We start from the raw sequence: 19,418 nt of genomic DNA on the forward strand, positions 1-19,418 counted from the left end.
CCTGTATTTTTCATGCAAGCTCCTTTTAGAATTTTCCCGCTTTCATTTCAACAAATTTATATCATTTTGACTTCTATATCCATTTTAATTGAACATATATAGCTCAGCAAAGATTCTACTCCAATCAAAATGACATACATTATAAACATATATTCTCCCGATAAATGCGGATAACCTGAAACGGTATTTATGTTTTCAAGACTGCTCCAATTTATCGGAGAAACATAAAGCAAACCATATTGTTTAAAATTTGTAAAATATACAGCTACTGGATCCAACATAATAAAGAACACTGCTGCTGAAATTCCTATTGTTTTTTTGCCAATTTTTAAATTTAGCAGGTACATCAGCTTACCAATGAAAACTATACTTAACCATCCAGTAATAAAAGTGTACAGAAATGCTGCTAAAGGATAATAATTTTGTATTACTCGTACTGGCATTACTAGTCCCCACGTATAAACTGGAATTAAGCTTCTTTGATTTACAACAAAATCTCCTGCAATTTCTCCCCAAAGTCGATTTGTTGAAACTGTTGGAAGAACTGCTATCAGCGAAATAAGCGAAATAAACAACATATAGAGAAATGCTGCCAGCCACAAGTACATGTTTTCACCCAGATACCAGCCTTTTCGTTTGCACCTTAAAATCATATATGGTTTTTGATTATTCAAAAAAGGGGCATTACAAAATAGCATAACACAACCTAAGTAGATTAATACTTTTAATAATCCATTACTATTTTCTGCCTCCGCAAAAACAATTGGAAGAACAAACGGCGTAATTGTTTTTCCTGTTGCCTGCCCATACTCAGATAATCCATGAAGATATCGAAAAATCAATATTGTTTCTATTGCCGCAATCATCCATATTCTATAATTTTTACGCCACTGTATAAAATTGCTTTCGCAAACATACCAACCTTTCTTCAAATTACCCATTTTCATACCTTCCTTTTAGCTTTTTCCATAATACAATTCCCGAAATCGCATTTAACACAAGTAATAAGCTAACAGAATATAAATAATTCCAAAATGAACTATCCGTCATTCTGAGCATTTTTGCTGCACTCGTAAGATTCCAAACATCCAACTCTCTCGGCAAAAAATCAGTAATTGATAATAATCCATAATAAACCAAAAAGGAAATTGCATGTGCTGCAAAGCGATCTGGCATATAAAATACAATCCATAACCCAAAAGAAGTAAAAAAGGATGCAGATAATCCAAAAATTAATCCCATCGCTGCCAAATAAAGAATGGGGCCTAGTGTTTGATAAATATCGTAGTATTCAACTATATCTTGCTGTGGATTATTACCTACTAACGGCATTAGCGGTCTTACGAAAGCCACAAAAAGCCAAATTCCACCAATCGTTGCTGTTGTTACAAGAAACATATTCGCAGCAATCTTTGAGATCACATATCGCTCTATCCTTCCTACTCGAAGTTTTTGAAACAGGAAAAAACCACTGGAGATATCTTCATAAACACTTCCCGCACACAGTAATGATAATACAGCAATCATAACTGCTTTAAAACGATCAAAATACAGCACATATAAAACATGCTGAATACTACTAAATACGATGTTAGCATTTTCTCTAAATTCTATCGCCTGCGACAGATTTTCTGTCCACCCAAGTGCAAATAGTATTGCTACCATCATCATCACATATATTATTTTCCCATGCAGTATACCACGTTTTAGTTCCGCTTTTAATTCCTTCATATGTGTCTCCTATTAATACATGATTGATCCATCAACTGCATTAATCAAAAAATATCCATTTTCCTGATGTTTCACATCTTCTGTATCACTATATGTGTCATACTCATTCAAATCTTTGTATAGCCATACGGATTCAGAATTTTTTCTTTTTTGAAAACCAAAACGCCAATATGGTGAACATTGAATTCCTTCAGATGACAGTTCATCTACTGCATACACCAATGAAATATCCGTAATCTGTATACTCTTTCCATCAATATTTGTCGCATTTATTTCCTTATCCAAATAATCTGCTGCCTGTGTCCTGTCAATCAAATTTTTCTTTTGTTCGCTGCAAATACGATAACGTGGAGGAATTTTCATATATAATAATCCCTTCACTGGATGATAAACCATCCACGCAATATCTAAATTTCCATTGTTTTCTAATATTCTTCCATTTATTAGGGGATTTTTCATTATAACTAAATATGCCTCGTCCTCTTGTGTCCACGGCTTCCCACCTGTAAATACACCTGACCAAGTACCATCATATTCATCTTCTTTATTTTCATAACCAGGACCAGATACACTATCTTCTGCATTTTTATTAATTTTCTTAATACTCTGCAAATCCATTGCATATGTTCTAACGTATGTATAGGAATATCCTATTTTTTCTGCAATCTCTCTGCAATTTTTTTCTGCATCTTCAGGCTTCATTTCACTATCAATTTTATCCTGTGGAAATGATTCCCTCAACAAAATTTCCTGCCACCGAAGTGTATTGGTTGCCATCTCTGCGATTGCAGAATAGCTTCCTGACACGCCTTTTACTTCATATTCTAAGCCAAGCATATCATACTGGCGTACTCTTCTGTCCCCATCCGTCAAATAATACATGCCATATTGATTTTGACTTTGCTCAACTTCATCTAACGATTTTTCAAATATAGCATTACAAACATCAGACAATTCATATGGTTCTATTTCTAGTGCTAATATATTCACGTTGTTTTCCTGCTTATCCTGAGATTGATTGCTTTCTTTCATACTACTTTCACTCTCTTCAACACTGCTTTCGCTTGTTGTGTTGTTCGCAGATGGCGTTGTTTTTATTGCTTCGGGAGATTTGGCTTGCGTTGCCTCTTCTGTTTCTTCTAATAGCTGTTGTGCTACTGATATTCCATTTGGCATGAACTGCTGACGATCCTGACTTGTCATACGAACTGATTTACAGCCAGTCAAAATTATTCCTGTTAATATTACTGAATATATTTTATATTTTTTTCTCATACAAGTTCCTTTCTGCCGTGCTGAGATAAAAAACATATTTTATTCAGCACGGCAAATTTCACTTACCACTTTACATACTCATTTATTCTCTCTTGATCTCATGTCCGACCATTTTTCCCTTATCAAAGCGAAAGATTTCATCACAAAGCGTTCCTATATCTTCCTTACTGTGGCTTGCCAGAACAATCAGCTTTCCGTCTTCTTTTTGTTTCAAGAAAAGCTTCCACATTTCCTGTACGCCGTCATTATCCAGACCGCTTAAAGGTTCATCTAACAGCAAAATATCTGGATTTTCCATCAATGCCTGCGCCAGTCCCAGACGTTGGCGCATACCTAGCGAATATTTTCCTACCGCCTTTTTGCTTTCTGGATCTAGCCCCACAAGACGTATCGCGTCTTTTATCTGCTCATCTTTGATTTTTCCCTGAATCATAGCAAGAAGCTTCAGATTTGTGAAGCCAGAATATTCTGGCAGAAAACCCGGATTTTCGATGATAGCACCAATATTCTCCTGCATGTCATCATTTTCTCCGACTACTTTTCCATTTATCAAAATTGTTCCCTGCGTTGCCTTTACAAACCCAAGGATATGCTTCATAAGCATAGTCTTTCCGGAACCATTTCTGCCCACAAGTCCGTAGATTTTTCCAGACTCTAGCTTCATATTAATATTACTTAATACTTCTGCCTCTCCATAACGTTTTGTCAGATTTTTTATTTCAATTGTACTCATATGCTTATCTCACTCTAATGAAATCCGTGTGTAATTCTCACACGTTTTTTCTTCGCCTGCTTTGTTAGTATATGATACCTTCAGAACATATCCCTCTCTCTCATTATTATGATTCTGAATATATACTGGATATGCTTTCGTCTCATTTCCAAGACTCTCTGCATCGATATACTCGATATCATCCTCACCATTCGCTTCGGTCCACACTGCAATTCTTACATTGCTAATTCCTTCTTCGTTTGCAGAACCATGGAATTTCACCCAAAAATTATCTTCTGCGATTGATTCCACTGTAAACCAGGCAACATCACCATCACCTTCCGGCACATCACCCGTGATCCACTCAAATGAAAAGCTGACTTCCTGCTCCTCGCTTGATGGCGTCACGTTGCTTGCTGCCGAACTGCTGGCTGGCGCTTGGCTCTGAGCTGTTGACTCTGGTGATGTTGACTCTGGTGCCGCCGACTCAGTTACTGCCTGCTTTTGTGATTCTGGCGTTGATGCCTGCACAGTTGTATTAGGTGTCACACTTGACGGCTGTGTATTTGCAGATGACTCCGCTGTTTTACTCGTCTGTGCTGCTGTGGATGTCGTTTGATTCTTATTTACAGTGCCCTGCAATTCACATCCCGTCATCATCATCATTGTTCCTGCCATTGCGGTAATCGCCGCTTTCTTACATAATAATTTTCTCATTTATCTTGCTCCTTCCTAATTTGTCCTGTTTTAAATACGAATCAGCCTGCCTGCGGTGGCAGAGGAATTACAAAGCTGTCTGCTGTTGTACTTTCTGTCGGCGACTCTGACTCTTTTTCTGTCATCTTTGCTGTTCCCTGTTCAGATTCACTTTCTTTTTCAGACTCTGATTCAAACTCTGATTCAAAAGCTTGTGACTCTTTTGTAAGCACTCCTGCTTCCCCTGATGATACCCAAACTGGTTCTGCTGCCCATGTCTTTTCATCTGCTGACGACAGTTTTTGAGGAAGCTGTCTTTTAGATCTGTCAAACTGAATTGAGACCATACAACCTGATGTTGATACCAGTGCCGCTGTCATCCCTGCCGCTGCCAACAGCTTTTTCCATACTTTTTTCATGCGTGTTTTCCTTTCCGCTCTCCCCGTTAACTGCACTTTTTTAATGTCTTTGAAATTTCAAAAGCAGCCAATTCAATAATTATTGTTTGACTATTTTTTACTTTTTCTTATGTTATCCCTATTTTATCAGCATTAAGTCTAAAATGCAATTACATTTCCTTTACATTTCTGATACATTTCTATGTATGTTTTGTTACAAAAACTTTTTTATTTAAATTATTTTGTAACATTTAATGTAACATTTTGACTTTATGTCAGAGACAGCCAGACGCATTACTTGCTTAAATTCATAAATCCATTTCATGAGTTCTTTCTTTAATCACCATCATCAATATGGCACAAATACTCAAAATCACTGCATAAACATACATCGAAGTCAGCATGCCTTCTCCTGAATATTTCTTCAAATTTTCAATACTGCTCCAATTTACTGGCGAAAACAGCATCATCCAGCTTGTCTGTTCATTATAAAAATAAATAACGACTGGATCAGCCAGGACAAGACAACTCGCTGCCAATATTCCCGGCCAGTTTTTTCCTGTTACCACATTAAATGCGTACACAAGATACCCTAAGAGCATCACCGTAATACTGCTTACCATATATGAATAAAATGCAGCATTCCATACAGTTGTACTTGAAATGACATTTTTCGGATATACCTTAGAATACAAAACATGATTCATCAGTTTATTCGAGGAGATTTCCCAGATACTTCCCCAGCCATTCCACTCCAGACAAGGAAGCACCACGAGAAAACTACATGCCGCGATGAATGCCATATAAATAAAGGATGCGATTGCAATGTATAGACATTCTCCCTTCCACCATCTTCTTCGCCCTGCTCTGTGAATTAAAAACCATTTATTATCCTTTAAAAATGGGGCATCACAGAACAATAAAATTCCGCCAAAGAAAATCAGCACTTTTAGTAGTCCATTACTATTCATTGCATCTGCCAACAGCACCGGGAGCACAAGTGCTGTCGAAGTCTTTCCATTTGGCAATGCATAAAGCGGTACTCCGATCAAATAGCGAATAATTAAGACCATTATCACTGTACCCACTGACCAGATTCGGTAGTCCTTTTTCCAACTTAACAGATTGAGGGTCGCAATAATTGTCGCACTCTTAAATCCATCCTTCATGTTTCCTCCTCTTCATTGCCCAAAAACACAAGCACCATGGCACCATACAAAATAAAATCATTATTCCAATCGCGTAAAAGTAATTCACTGCAAAGCCGTTTACTTTTAACACCTGTACGCCTGAACTTAAGTACCACAAATTCACGGAAAATGGAAAGCTTCCTGTAAATGCATAAATCACATAGAATGCAACAAAAGAGGCGGCAATTCCTACGTACCGATTTGGAAATATAGATACAGCAAGAATTCCAAATGATGTCACTGAGACTGCAAACAATCCAAACAAAAGTCCTACTAATATACTATAGGCAAGTGGTCCTGCAAAATTCATTGCACATGCGAAGTAACCAAAGTACTGCGTCATACCATCTCCACCTACAAGCGGCATAATCGGCAATAGTACAATTGAAAATAGTACAAAGCTTATACAGACTGCTGACACAACCCCTATTGCATTGGAAATCAGCTTTGACAGCAGATACTCTCCTGGCCTGCATCGAAACAGAATCAATCTGTCATACGAACTGTTTCGATCATCACATAATCCAAATGTATATACCGCTGAAAGCAGAACAATTACTGCTGCCTTAAAGCGATCAAATATCAGCAGTTCCATCAGTTTCTCTAAACTTCCCATCATACGCATTTTATATTGTAATTCTATCATTACCGATTCCCATACATTTGCAATCAGTAATACTACTATTAGAGCAATAATCACAGGAAATCGCTTTGCACCGATGCAGCGATGCAAATCCATTTTCAGCAGTTTTAAGAGATGACTTTTCTTTTTCACTTTAAAAATTCCGATCCAAATATGGAATCTGTGCTGCCATTGACTGCATTCACCAGCATTTCTCCTTGCTTTTGGGAACTGCCTATAATAGTATCATTTGCCCAGAAGAAATCTTCTGCTTCCCCCTTGCATGTGAATTTATATCGAAAACATGGTACTAACACTGATGTTTTTTCATCTAGCGCCGTCTGATCAACTATATATACAATATCAATATCCTGTACATCTGCCTCCTCTGCCTCTACCTGATATCGCTCAGTAACTTTATCGAAATACTCCATTGCCTCATCTTCTGGTAAAATCTGTACCGGTTCTTTTTTTATTAATTCAAATTCTGGGCGAGCTTCCAAATAAATTAGGCCATATTCTGGATGCCAGATCATAACAGTAACATTATCTATAATCTGTGTGCTTAGCGGAAAACCTTCCACCTCGTCCAATCCTCGAAAAAGCATCAGCCATGCACCATCTTCTTCGCTCCATTCCCTATCATTTACCTCTTCATAGCCTACTTCTGTATAGCCTGGTGCAACAACGTCCATATCCAACGCTTTAACACTTTCGATTCCCATAAAATATGTAGAAATCTCACTGTAGGAAAAATCAAGATCTTCCATCAGCTTCTTGCCATAGTCAATCGCCTTTTTCTTATCTTTCTCATCTCCTTCTTCTGGGAATTTTGATTCCAAATAAATATCCTGATATTGCCAATTCCAGTTACTATAACCAAACATTGGATATGCTCGATAATAACCTGTCTTATAATACTCCACATGTTCAAGCTCATCTTCAAGCGTACCTTCTTCATTATACCAGTACCTTTCATACTCTTTATCTCTTTGATAATCTTCCCCCAAAACTACAGAAGCTATTTTCTCGATATCGTATGGTTTTCGTTTTACTTCTAAGGTATAGTAAGCCTCATCATCTTCTGTAGTTGTCTCGATTTCTTTTGCATATGTCATACTGGTCATTGCCATGCACAATACCGTCGCCGCAATGCTTATTACTCTTTTTTTCATAATCTTTCTCTCGCTCCTTGTCTTTTTATTTTGCTATTTCGTCACTTCTATACATGTAAGACAAATTCTATAAGCGAATTTCTTACAAAAGGAAAATTTTATTCTTAAATATTTAACAAAGCCCATCACCAAAAAGTTTAGTATTCTTTTGGGCAATGGTTTGTACTTGTACTTATAGCAAACTCTTCTTTAATTGCAATAATATGTTTCTTCTTTTTGTCTTAGAGCATCACTATATAGTTTAGGCTCAGCATCTTCAAATATTCTGTTTGCAGAATTAATCATATCTTATAATAAAGCCATTTGGATTCCAATCTCCTCTAACCTCATATCCAGATACTGTACTTCCAGAATTAGCTCTCAATCTCACCCATCCCTCATGTTCTTTTGCATAATAATGCAGTAAAGAACTAGTCGTAGCTATATTATTTATTATTTTATTCTCAGTAATTTGAACACCATCTGCTGCAATTATTAAAAAGTTAGTTGGAATTGGTGTGTTCAACACTCTGCAACTTGCAGCTTCTTTTCCGAATTTTTTATTAGCTTTCGCAGAATTATATCCGGTATTAATATTTTGAATAAAAAATACATAGTTATCACCTTCAAGAACTGCCTTTTTGCTAGCAACACCATTTGCCCATACACTGGATGCAATTCCCAGCATCAATAACACAACCATCAATACTTTTGCAATTATATTTTTCTTCATTCGCATGTCTCCTTAAAAATTTATTTAACCGTTACATACACGGCTTCCACTGCCTCATTGTTCTTTTTATCTACTACATATACATGAGTAATATAATTCCCTACTTCATTATTATGAGCAGATGTTGGAATATACGCAGTTGCCGTGTTTCCGCTTATATTTGCCACATGCCATACAATATCATCCTGTCCATTTTTTTCAGTCCAAGTTGGCATTTTGACTTCTTTTACCCCTAACTGTGCAGAAAATGTAACTTTAACTGTATATCCTGCAGTTGTCACATTAGATGTTTCTATTTTTTTAATAACTGGTGCTTCTGCCACTGCTGGAACTCTCACTGTTATTCCTTCTAATGCATATGCCCCATTTACATCATACACATAAACATGTGTGTAATAAACGCCAGATTCATTATTATGACTAGATACCGGAACATAAAATGTTGCTGTATTTCCACTAATACTTGCAATATGCCAAACTATATCATCCTGATCATTTTTCGCTGTCCATGTTGGCATCTGAACTTCTTTTACTCCTGCTGGTGCAGAAAATGTTACTGTTACACGGTATCCTTTTGCTGTAAGATCCTCTGTCTTAATATTAAGAATCTTAGGAGCTTCCGAAATTGCTGGTACTGTTACAGTCACACCCTTTAGAGTTTCTCTTCCTAAAACGTCATACACATATACATGCGTGTTGTATGTTCCAGACTCATTATTATGACTGGATACTGGCACATAAAATGTTGCTGTATTTCCACTGATACTTGCTTCATGCCAAATTAAATCATCCTGACCATTTTTCTCAGTCCATGTCGGCATTTTCACACTCTTAACTCCCGCTGGTGCAGAAAACGTTGCTGTCACACGATATCCTTTTGAAGTTAATTCTGTTACCTTTACATCACCTAGTGTTGGTGCTGCCGCTGTACTACCACCTTGCACCGGTCTTAAAACATACTTAACATTCATACCAGACAATCCCGATACAGAATTATTCACACAAACACCAAATGTTGGACTGGCTGCCTCTACACGAAAAATTGAGTTATATGGTCCAGAATATGTATTATTGCCAAGATTCATATCTTGTCCAAGATAATTTGAATTTATGTACAACTTATCTCTTCCAGTCATTGAACTTGTTCCGCCAAGTCCTGCTATTCCATATCTCTGCTGAAGCTGATTCACAACATAATTTTTTGTCTGTTGTACAATTAAATTGCTTTGAGAATTTGGATTGTAATTTCCATTTTGACGTGCAAAACTTCCAAGAGATACTGCAACATGACCTTTCGATGCTCCTGGTGCAATATAAACCATAATCGTTCCTGGTACACTAAATAAATCTGGATTACTCAATTCTGTTACATTTGTTGCAATCAGTTTATATCGAATCATTCCACCAGAACCGCTTAATACATACTCTCCATTTACAGGTACAGAACTTAATGCACTATTCCAACCAGCGGTTGTACCAGGCACATTGGTAATTCCCAATTCACTGAAACATCTTTTAACCAATGAGCTGCAATCAAAATAATCCGCTGAATCTCTATTTGCCTGACTATAGCCTTTTCCAACCTTACTTAAAAGCTTTGAAATGTACGCTGACACAGAAATCTCATTATTATTTATAACCATAATCCCATTATCAGGATACTGTTCTAATGCCGCATACTGCTCACACGCCAGCGAATCGCCCTCTGGTGCACCATTGGCATCATTATAAATCTGAGCATATTCATACATTTTCTGTAACAGATCATTGTCTACTTCCGAAGCTGATGTTGTATCAAGCTCTGATGTTGATTCTTCTACAGTGTTATCAAGTTCTGATGCAATCTCCGACTCTACTTCAGAACTCTCAATTGTACTCTCCTGCATCTGCACTTCTTCATCTTCTGATACTGATTCCTGTACCTCATTCACATTACTCTGCTGCTCTGTTTCTTGAAAATTTTCTTCCTGCACAGAAGTTTCAGGCGTACAATTTTCAATCTGTTCTGTCGAGCTAGTAATCTCTTCTGCCATGGCAACCTGTGAAAAAGTAATTGCCATACCTAATACTAACGCTGCTTTCTTTCTCATTTCTGTATCCTTTTCTAAATTTATTTTACATAAATTTTATCCAGTCTTCCGCGCGCTAATTCTGAATAAAAATTATATACGTGGTATTCATGTTTTATATATACCATTTCTTTTATTACTTGTCAATAGTATATTTAAGAATCCTAAGTATTGACTTTTTATATATTATAGTTCATACTACTTAAAAAGTTCATTATATCATTACTGACCTGGCATAGTTGTTTTCTATTGCCTTTTAGCGGTCTATTATGTTCAAATGAATTTTGAATACTTGTTAAAAAGGAGATGCTTATGATCAAACAATATTTCATTTGCAAGAGGGAGGTACATTTTGAAAAATAATGCCATTAATACGTATTTAAAGGAGCTTTCAAACCAGCTGTGCTGCAGTGGAAAAGAGAAAAAAGAAATACTGTCATCTTTAAAAAATCGACTATCAGAATTTGAATCAGAGCATCCGACTGCTCTTAAATATGAGGATATCGTCGAGCAATTTGGATCACCCAAGGAAGTGGCTAACAGCTTTTTAGGCGAATATAGTTCAACACAGCTACATAATTTGATAAAACGCAGAAAAATAAAGCACTTTTGCATTATTACTGCGTGCATATTAATCTTTGCAGCTTTGCTTATCTATTCGATCCGCAGGATTTATTGGTTTTATTTGTTTCAGGATGGGTATGCCATTGAAACTATGTATGATGGTACAGATATACCTGGTCCCGAAGAAATTGGTATTACCAATTATCGAACATATTAACAAAGGAGATTCACTACAATGAAAAAGCTATTTGCCTGTTTATTCTTAGTTGTCTGTTTTTTATTTCCAAACTGTAATGTAACTACTGCTGCTCCCAATTATAATATCCAATATTTAGAAAATGGAGATTATATAATCACAGAAATTTATACTTCAAATACTACCTTGCGCACTCCCGCTTCAAAATCAAAAAAAATTTCTTATTACTTAAAAAATCACGTTTTTATTTTTTCATTGTCAATATATGCATCTTTTGATTATACTTATGGAGTTCGCGCTTCCGCAACTTCCGCAAATGCTATCGTTAATATTGCCGATTCTTCTGCCGTCTTTAAATCAAAAAACAGCTATGTCTCTGGTAATACAGCTTATGGTACTGCGACTGTCCTTTATCAAGGTTCCAACAAAACACTTAACATCAACATGTCATGTGATATTTACGGCAATATTTCATGATTACTACCACTATATAAATCTTAACTCTTGACTTTTATTATCTTTTCATTCATAATAAATGCTTAGTATGATGTTGGGGTTAAAAGGTGCTTTGCACTCCCGCAATCTTCAAAAAAGTTGTCGAAGGGAGGGACACATGGCAATAGAAATGTTTAAACGAGGGTCTGTTGAGATGCTTGCCCTCCTTATTTTAAATGAAGATGATGCTCACGGCTACCGTATTGTTCAGGAAATTAAGGACAGAAGCGATGGCCGCCTGATCATCAAGGAAGGCTCTCTTTACCCAATTTTGTATAAGTTATCTGACGAGGGCTATATTATTTCTCAGGAAGATATTTCTGAGACTAAGCTTGGGCGTAAGCGTATTCGCGTTATTTATTCTATCACACCTAAAGGACGAGAACATCTGATTCAGCTTAAGGAAGAATACGATATCGTACATGACAGCATTCGCTGCATTTTTGAAAGGAGCAAAAGTCTTTAATTATGAATACCGCTATCGAACAATATATTCGTGAGCTGTCTGATTTACTTTGCTGCGATAAAACAACAAAACAACAATTTCTTTCTAAATTTCAACAGACACTAGAGGATTTTGAGGCTGAGCAGGAAAATTCACCGATTTCTTACTCGGATTTAGTTTCCGAATTCGATACTCCCAGGGCAACAGCTGATGCATTTCTTTCTCAGCTTGATATTTCTCATGTGCAGCCTGCAATGCGAACAACCAATAAAAAGAAATTATTTTGGGCTTCACTATGTATCATAGCCATATTATTCTTAGTTGGTTTGTCCCTTTATCGTGTATATTTAAATAAGCTGGCTGACGAAGGATATTTTGAACCGCCCGTGTACCACCTCACTCCAGCAGAAGCTCGAACTTTTGATCCTGACGAATATTTCCCTGGTAATTAATGTTTACTGTTATAGTTCACGGATAAACCAATATTTACAGCCAAGCCCGAAGGTGAATGGATTTCACGAGCCGGACACTTGAAGCAGGTCTTTCAAAGCAATGTATAATAATAAAGAACATAAAAGGAACCTGCGGAGTTTGGTCCGGCGACGAAACCATTACACCGAAGGGCTTTCGTAACATGATGTGTGAACTTTCATTTTTCCCTTGACAAAACCCTCTGCCTCTGGTATCATAATATAGTACGGTTCAAAGCGCTTCCGTGGCTCAGTTGGTAGAGCGATTGATTCGTAATCAATAGATCACGGGTTCGAGTCCCGTCGGGAGCTTTCCAGTACAAAAGAGTGTCCGTCACCGGATGCTCTTTTTTTATTTATTTGTAACTATTCAGAGCCATGCAAAATTGCTTTCTATGAATGCTGGCATTCAGACAGAATAGTTACGTTTATTTTTCAAACGCAAATGAGTTAAATTCTTGGAGGTACATGATGCTTGCTTTTACACTCTCTTCTTTAAAGGATGCCACATCCCATTTGTTTACACAACCGTCTTTTGATGACTTTGATGTGCTGTCTGTTACTATTGTCAGCTATATCACTTTTTCTATGGACGGTCATTTAAATGCCGCTTTTTTTGAGGATGCTGATACGCAGCCTGACAAGCTTTGTTCCTGGCAGCGTCTTCGCCCTGTCTGTTTTTCGATAATTAAGGGTAAGCAGCCTCCTGTTTCCTTTCAGATCACATTCTTTCTTGATAAAGACAAGGCTTCCAACTTGTTTAATGATCCGATGCTTGCCAATAATCAGGACATTGATGGCTTTACGCTTCATCTTTCCTATAGAAATCACACTCTTTCATTATCGACTGGCACTGTATTTTCTCGTTTTTCCCTTGACCGTGACAGTGAACGACTTTGGGATCACTACGTTGCTGCTTGGATCAAGCAAAAGCAGCTTGATTTTGAGGAGGCTTAATCGTACAGTCAGCACTCAATTCTAGTGAGTGCTAAAATTTTTATAAAATTATGCCTTTTCTAGCAGAATTGTCATCTTTTCGTGTTGACAAATCATGTTCATAGCTGTAAAATACGAATTGCAGCAAGAAAATAGCAATCAGGCAGCGACAGTGCTAATAATGTTCGATGTCATGATTCTAAATTGGCTATGAAAGTCGCGTCGTCAAATTTTTACGCTTGCTGTGAAAACGACAGACGCAGAAACGAGGATGTTATGAATAAAGAAGGCAGTTTATCAATTAACAGTGAAAACATATTTCCTATCATTAAGAAGTGGCTGTATTCTGACCACGATATATTCTTCCGTGAGCTTGTCAGCAATGGCTGCGATGCGGTTACAAAGTTAAAGAAGCTTGACATGATCGGTGAGTACACCATTCCGGAAGGCAAGGAGCTTTGCGTAAAGGTTACTGCTGATGCAGAGACTAAGACCATCACCTTTACTGATAATGGTATCGGTATGGATGCAAATGAAATTGATCAGTATATCAATCAGATCGCTTTCTCTGGTGCACGTGATTTCCTTGACAAGTATAAGGATAAGACAAATGATGATCAGATTATTGGTCACTTTGGTCTTGGCTTTTACTCAGCATTTATGGTTGCTGACCGTGTAACGATTGATTCTCTTTCTTATAAGGAAGGAGCTAAGGCTGTTCATTGGGAGTCTGATGAGGGTACTTCTTTCGAGATGACTGACAGCGCTAAAACTGAGATCGGTACTACTATCACTCTTTACTTAAATGAGGACAGCTACGAGTTCTGCAATGAATATCGTGCAAAGGAAATCCTTGACAAGTACTGTTCTTTCATGCCTATCCCGATTTATTTTGAGGCAATCAAGACTGCTGAGGAGCAGGCAAGAATCGATGAGGCCGAAAAGAAGGCTAAAGAAGAGGAAGAAAAGAGAAAGGCTGAGGAAGCTGCAAAGAAGGCTGCTGACGGTGAAGCTGTTGAGGCTGAAACTGAAGCTGAGCCGGCTGAAAAAGCACCTGAAGCTCCTAAGCCGATCAATGAGACTACTCCGCTTTGGGCAAAGCATCCAAATGAGTGTACCGATGAGGAGTATAAGGAGTTTTATCACAGAGTATTCCATGATTACAAGGAGCCGCTGTTCTGGATCCATCTGAACATGGATTATCCGTTTAACTTAAAGGGTATTTTGTACTTCCCGAAGATCAACACTGAGTATGATTCCATCGAGGGTACAATTAAGCTGTACAACAATCAGGTATTTGTTGCCGATAATATTAAGGAAGTAATCCCTGAGTTCTTGATGCTGTTAAAGGGTGTTATTGACTGTCCTGATCTTCCGCTTAATGTTTCACGTTCCGCTCTGCAGAATGATGGTTTTGTTAAGAAGATTTCCGATTATATCACAAAGAAGGTTGCTGACCGTCTGACTGGTATGTGCAAGACAAAGCGTGAGGATTATGAGAAGTTCTGGGATGACATCAATCCATTTATCAAGTTTGGTGTTTTAAAGGATGAGAAATTCGCTGAGAAGATGAATGATTATATCATCTTTAAGGATTTGAATGGCAAGTATCTGACTCTTCCGGATATCTTAAAGGAGAATGAGGAGAAGCATAAGAATCAGGTCTTCTATGTAACTGATGAAAAGGAGCAAAGCCAGTATATTGAGATGTTTAAAAAGGAAGGCATCAATGCCGTTCTCTTAAAGCATAACATTGACGCTCCATTTATCACGAGATTAGAGCAGAAGAATCCTGATGTTAAGTTTGTCCGCATTGACTCTGATCTGACTGATTCCTTTAAGGAGGAAACTTCTGATGAGGAGAAGGAAACCTTGAAGAAGGACAGCGAGTCTTTGACTGCACTCTTCCACAAGGCATTAAATAATGATAAGCTGACTGTTAAGGCTGAAAAGTTAAAGGATGCTTCTATGGCTTGTGTTATGACTCTTTCTGAGGAAGGAAGAAGAATGCAGGAGATGATGAAGATGTATGGCATGTCTGGTATGGACTTTGGTACACCAGATGAAACACTTGTCTTAAATCTTACACATCCGCTTGTTCAGTATGTTCTGGCTCACGCTGAGGATGAGTCTGTTACAAAGTACTGCGAGCAGCTGTATGATCTTGCCGCTCTTGCTCACGGCACACTCTCTCCGGATCGTATGTCTAAGTTTATCACACGTTCCAATGAGATTATGATGGAAATTGCAAAATAAAATAAAAAAATAAGACAGCCCAAAAGGCTGTCTTATTTTTTTATTTTTGATTACGCAAGGAAATCACGGATTCTCTTGCTTCTTACTGGGTTACGAAGCTTTCTTAAAGCCTTTGCCTCGATCTGACGGATACGCTCTCTTGTTACGTTGAACTCCTTGCCGACTTCCTCAAGTGTTCTCGGATGGCCGTCCCGTAAGCCAAAACGAAGCTCGATTACCTGACGCTCTCTCTCCTTAAGATCTCCGAGCAAGGCATCGATATGATCGCGCAGCATAACGGATTCTACATTTCCTTCCGGTGTGACTGTATTGACATCGGCAACGAAATCACCAAGGTTGGAATCATCTTCCTCACCGATTGGTGTTTCAAGGGATGCTGGCTCTCTTGCGATCTGCATGATCTCCATAACCTTATCCTCTGACATATCAAGTGCCTTAGCCAGCTCAGCAACGCTTGGCTCATAGCCTAACTCCAGCGTCAGCTTACGCTGCATCTTTGACATCTTGTTAATTGTCTCAACCATATGAACAGGAACACGGATGGTTCTTGCCTGATCAGCAAGTGCTCTTGTGACAGACTGGCGAATCCACCATGTCGCATAGGTACTAAGCTTATATCCCTTGGTATAGTCAAACTTCTCTACACCCTTGATAAGTCCTAGATTTCCTTCCTGAACAAGATCCAGAAAGCTCATGCCACGTCCGGTGTAACGCTTTGCAATGCTGACTACAAGACGAAGGTTTGCCTCGATCAGACGCTCTTTTGCGGACTCATCGCCCTGAGCTTTTTTCTTTGCAAGCTCCATCTCCTCATCCGCTGTAAGAAGTGGTACTGTACCGATCTCCTTTAAATACATACGGACAGGATCCTCTGTTCCTACACCCTCAAGCAGATCAATTGCGTCAAGATCAACATCTTCCTCATCATCGGAAAAATCTATATCTTTATCAAAATCATCTGCTGCCATATCTTCTGTTGCAGCACGCAGAACATCTATCTTCTTGCGCTCCAGATATGTGTATACAAATTCCAGTTCTTCTGGTGTCAGGGTTTCACCGGCAAAAAAATCATTTACATCATTGAAATCCAGCGTCTTATTCTTGCTAAGGCCAATTTCAACTAACTTTGTCAAACGTTCCTTTAATACTTCTTTTTCCATGTGCATTGTCCTTTCTGTAAACAATTCTCACACTGTTTCTATGTATGCCCAGGTACGCCTTTCTTTTATTCACGCCATTGGCTTCCTGTTGAAGCATCAAACAGCCACTTGCGCAATACCTTAGCAACTTTATATTATACAGGAAGTCCCCTCATTTGTAAAGAGTTTTTTGAATTTTATTTACTTTTCTTGTGGAATCGTTTCGGCTGGCACTGCAATCTTCATTGCCTTCGGCATTGCCTGAATATGAACCTTCTTATGGCTTCCGCCATATTCTCCGTCAAGCACCCAATCAATATCACTGTCGCTTTCAACTGTCAGATCTGAAATCTCATAATTTGCTATAAACTTTGAGTTTGGATTCTTTGTTACTAGATCTGCCAGCATAACAGAAAAATCTACTGCATTATCTGGCCTGTAAACGATCATAAGATTTAGCTTGCCATCGTCAAGCTCTACATTTTGTCCGCTTATGTTCTTCATGCCGCCTACGCTGAAGGAATTGTAGACCATTGCATAAATGCACTCTCCTGCAATTTCCTCGTCGCCAAATGAAAAGCGCACCTGATATGGTTTTAGATTTCCGACCTGACGTATTCCTTCTAATATATAAGCGTTATGGCCTAACGCATTTTTCGTTTTCTGCGGTGTGTTCCAGGAAACCTCTGTAAATGCACCAAATGCTGCTACGTAGACGAAGTAGCTGTTTTCCTGAAATTTACCTACATCGACAGCACGGAACTTTTCCTGTGCAATCACATTTGCACAGCGCTTCATCTGTGACGGAAGGCCGAGGCTGTACGCATAGTCGTTAGTGGAGCCTGCCGGAATGTAGCCAATCTTTGGACGTCTTTTTTCGTCAATAGTCATCACACCATCAAGCACCTCGCTTAATGTGCCGTCTCCGCCGCTGCAGACTACAAGATCATAGGAAGCACCCAATTCCTTTGCAAGTCTTGTCGCATCTGCCCGCTCTTGTGTCGAGTATACAACAGTCTCGTATCCAGCCTTATTGAATGTATCAATAATATCTGCCAGATGATTTCGAATCAGTCCTTTTCCAGAATGTAAGTTGTAAATAAATAGTAGTCTTTTCATAGAATACCTGCCTTTCCTGCATCATCTGGAGTACAAAAATGCCAGTTCTTTTTTGGCATCTTTGTCTGCCGGATACTGCTCTAAATAACTCATCAGTTTTTCAATTGCCGTATCGTAGTTCCCCATTTTTTCATAGCAGATGCTTTCATTCCATAAAAAATCTGCCATCTGGCTCTCATCTGCCAGCTGCATCCCTTTTTGAATCATAATCAGCGCATCCTGATATTCTCCCTGACGAACAAGGCACGATGAAAGCTGATTGTAAAGCCCGGCATCCTGTGGATCGTGCTTGATCTGTTCCTGATAAAGATTTATTGCCTCCTCACTTTTTCCCTGAAGTTCATAGCAATAGCCAAGATAATACCCTGCCTGTGCATATCCTTTGTTGTAGGATTCCTCAAATGCAGAAAATGCCTCATCTGTCTGCTCTAGCTCTAAATAAATACGCCCGCGGTAGCACCAGTCCTTTGCCTCGTAGGGAGTGACCTCTAATGCTGCATTAAGCACGACCTTGCGTGCCTCTTCTGCTTCTGCCTTTTTTAGTGCATCTGCCATCGTCAGATACCCTTCGTAGTTGCGGTTATCTATATCAAGGCACTCCTGATAACAGTGAAGTGCCTGATCTACATCATCCATTAAAAGATATACATTTCCTGTCAGCTGATATATGTCACGCAAACGATAGCCTGCCTCAATGAGCTCATTGTAATCCTCAAGTGATCCCTCATAGTCGCCAAGCTTCATTTTGGCTTCTGCGCGATATCCAACCACATCAAGGCGACAGGAGCTGTCGAGTGACCCGGCAGCTTCTATCGCCTGCTGAAAGCTTTCTATTGCTTTTTCATATTCTTCTAAACCATTGTAGGCAAGCCCCATTCCTCTATAGCTATAGAAAGAACTGCCGCCTAGCTGAAGAGCTTGTGTGAAGCTTTCGATTGCTTCCTCATAATACCCTTGAGCGCAGTAGGCCTGACCCAAATTACAATAGTAGGCATCCTCTGACGGCTCCTGCGTTATTGCCTGCTTAAATAAATACACGGCATTTTGATAGTCCCCGTTTTGATATGCCTCTAGTCCCTTTTTGTTGCTGTTTGAACCTGCGGGGGCACAGGCGCTGATAGCAGCTGCCATCAGTGTCAATGCCCCCGCAAGTATTATATTTTTTTTTCGCATAAATTATATTCTTTCAGTTTTATCGTTGTAAAAACAAAATTTTGG

General features: G+C 38.6%; 20 protein-coding genes and 1 tRNA gene. 7 read left to right on the plus strand and 14 right to left on the minus strand.

From position 1 onward, the window contains the following. Positions 1 to 56 precede the first annotated feature (56 nt). The 11 genes from WJP93_RS10655 to WJP93_RS10705 all read right to left on the minus strand — a co-directional run bounded on the left by WJP93_RS10655 (position 57) and on the right by WJP93_RS10705 (position 10,601). Positions 57 to 941 carry a hypothetical protein gene (locus WJP93_RS10655; protein WP_227101964.1) on the minus strand — a complete coding sequence of 295 codons (885 nt, stop codon included), beginning with the start codon at positions 939 to 941 and terminating at the stop codon, positions 57 to 59. Next, positions 934 to 1,731: a hypothetical protein gene (locus tag WJP93_RS10660; RefSeq protein ID WP_337548247.1), complete on the minus strand. Its 798-nt coding sequence runs from the start codon at positions 1,729 to 1,731 to the stop codon at positions 934 to 936. The genes WJP93_RS10655 and WJP93_RS10660 overlap by 8 nt, the downstream gene beginning before the upstream one ends. A 12-nt stretch (positions 1,732 to 1,743) precedes the next feature. Further along, positions 1,744 to 3,006, minus strand: a complete 1,263-nt coding sequence (locus WJP93_RS10665) for a hypothetical protein (protein WP_337548249.1) — start codon at positions 3,004 to 3,006, stop codon at positions 1,744 to 1,746. Between the two features lie 82 nt (positions 3,007 to 3,088). Beyond that, the gene (locus tag WJP93_RS10670; RefSeq protein WP_227101967.1) at positions 3,089 to 3,739 is read right to left on the minus strand and encodes an ATP-binding cassette domain-containing protein; all 651 of its coding nucleotides are present in this window, start codon (positions 3,737 to 3,739) and stop codon (positions 3,089 to 3,091) included. A 9-nt stretch (positions 3,740 to 3,748) separates the two neighbouring features. After that, complete coding sequence (locus tag WJP93_RS10675; RefSeq protein ID WP_337548252.1) at positions 3,749 to 4,435, minus strand: GBS Bsp-like repeat-containing protein; 687 nt, start codon at positions 4,433 to 4,435, stop codon at positions 3,749 to 3,751. A gap of 41 nt (positions 4,436 to 4,476) precedes the next feature. After that, entirely contained in the window at positions 4,477 to 4,833 is a 357-nt protein-coding gene (locus WJP93_RS10680) for a hypothetical protein (protein ID WP_337548254.1), read from the minus strand. A gap of 287 nt (positions 4,834 to 5,120) precedes the next feature. Further along, entirely contained in the window at positions 5,121 to 5,981 is an 861-nt protein-coding gene (locus WJP93_RS10685; RefSeq protein WP_337548255.1) for a hypothetical protein, read from the minus strand. Further along, positions 5,965 to 6,648, minus strand: a complete 684-nt coding sequence (locus WJP93_RS10690) for a hypothetical protein (RefSeq protein ID WP_337548256.1) — start codon at positions 6,646 to 6,648, stop codon at positions 5,965 to 5,967. The genes WJP93_RS10685 and WJP93_RS10690 overlap by 17 nt, the downstream gene beginning before the upstream one ends. A 125-nt stretch (positions 6,649 to 6,773) precedes the next feature. Further along, positions 6,774 to 7,799, minus strand: coding sequence for a hypothetical protein (locus tag WJP93_RS10695; RefSeq protein ID WP_337548257.1), 1,026 nt, complete (start codon positions 7,797 to 7,799; stop codon positions 6,774 to 6,776). Positions 7,800 to 8,076: 277 nt separating this feature from the next. Beyond that, positions 8,077 to 8,511, minus strand: coding sequence for a hypothetical protein (locus tag WJP93_RS10700; protein WP_337548258.1), 435 nt, complete (start codon positions 8,509 to 8,511; stop codon positions 8,077 to 8,079). 20 nt (positions 8,512 to 8,531) lie between these two features. Next, positions 8,532 to 10,601, minus strand: coding sequence for a GBS Bsp-like repeat-containing protein (locus WJP93_RS10705; RefSeq protein WP_337548260.1), 2,070 nt, complete (start codon positions 10,599 to 10,601; stop codon positions 8,532 to 8,534). A 331-nt stretch (positions 10,602 to 10,932) separates the two neighbouring features. Between WJP93_RS10705 and WJP93_RS10710 the strand changes: the two genes are divergently transcribed. The 7 genes from WJP93_RS10710 to htpG all read left to right on the plus strand — a co-directional run bounded on the left by WJP93_RS10710 (position 10,933) and on the right by htpG (position 15,942). After that, the gene (locus WJP93_RS10710; protein ID WP_337548262.1) at positions 10,933 to 11,361 is read left to right on the plus strand and encodes a hypothetical protein; all 429 of its coding nucleotides are present in this window, start codon (positions 10,933 to 10,935) and stop codon (positions 11,359 to 11,361) included. Positions 11,362 to 11,379: 18 nt separating this feature from the next. After that, positions 11,380 to 11,817, plus strand: coding sequence for a hypothetical protein (locus WJP93_RS10715; protein WP_337548264.1), 438 nt, complete (start codon positions 11,380 to 11,382; stop codon positions 11,815 to 11,817). 136 nt (positions 11,818 to 11,953) lie between these two features. Further along, the gene (locus tag WJP93_RS10720; protein ID WP_066563999.1) at positions 11,954 to 12,301 is read left to right on the plus strand and encodes a PadR family transcriptional regulator; all 348 of its coding nucleotides are present in this window, start codon (positions 11,954 to 11,956) and stop codon (positions 12,299 to 12,301) included. A gap of 2 nt (positions 12,302 to 12,303) precedes the next feature. Further along, the gene (locus tag WJP93_RS10725) at positions 12,304 to 12,732 is read left to right on the plus strand and encodes a hypothetical protein (RefSeq protein ID WP_337548267.1); all 429 of its coding nucleotides are present in this window, start codon (positions 12,304 to 12,306) and stop codon (positions 12,730 to 12,732) included. A 257-nt stretch (positions 12,733 to 12,989) separates the two neighbouring features. Beyond that, positions 12,990 to 13,062: transfer RNA gene (locus WJP93_RS10730), tRNA-Thr, on the plus strand. Between the two features lie 204 nt (positions 13,063 to 13,266). After that, positions 13,267 to 13,707 (plus strand): DUF5721 family protein, encoded by a 441-nt coding sequence (locus WJP93_RS10735; protein ID WP_337548269.1) that lies wholly within the window; start codon positions 13,267 to 13,269, stop codon positions 13,705 to 13,707. Positions 13,708 to 13,962: 255 nt separating this feature from the next. Beyond that, positions 13,963 to 15,942, plus strand: a complete 1,980-nt coding sequence (gene htpG, locus WJP93_RS10740; RefSeq protein ID WP_262536181.1) for a molecular chaperone HtpG — start codon at positions 13,963 to 13,965, stop codon at positions 15,940 to 15,942. Between the two features lie 50 nt (positions 15,943 to 15,992). Here htpG and rpoD read toward each other — a convergent pair whose 3' ends face one another. The 3 genes from rpoD to WJP93_RS10755 all read right to left on the minus strand — a co-directional run bounded on the left by rpoD (position 15,993) and on the right by WJP93_RS10755 (position 19,373). Further along, on the minus strand, positions 15,993 to 17,102 hold the full coding sequence (gene rpoD, locus WJP93_RS10745) for an RNA polymerase sigma factor RpoD (protein WP_262536180.1): 1,110 nt from the start codon (positions 17,100 to 17,102) through the stop codon (positions 15,993 to 15,995). A 180-nt stretch (positions 17,103 to 17,282) separates the two neighbouring features. Continuing rightward, positions 17,283 to 18,200: a diacylglycerol kinase family protein gene (locus WJP93_RS10750; protein ID WP_337548271.1), complete on the minus strand. Its 918-nt coding sequence runs from the start codon at positions 18,198 to 18,200 to the stop codon at positions 17,283 to 17,285. Between the two features lie 21 nt (positions 18,201 to 18,221). Then, positions 18,222 to 19,373, minus strand: a complete 1,152-nt coding sequence (locus tag WJP93_RS10755; protein WP_337548272.1) for a tetratricopeptide repeat protein — start codon at positions 19,371 to 19,373, stop codon at positions 18,222 to 18,224. Positions 19,374 to 19,418 lie beyond the last annotated feature (45 nt).

Origin of the sequence: Anthropogastromicrobium sp., assembly GCF_037349415.1 — a bacterium.
GTDB lineage: Bacteria > Bacillota > Clostridia > Lachnospirales > Lachnospiraceae > Anthropogastromicrobium > Anthropogastromicrobium aceti.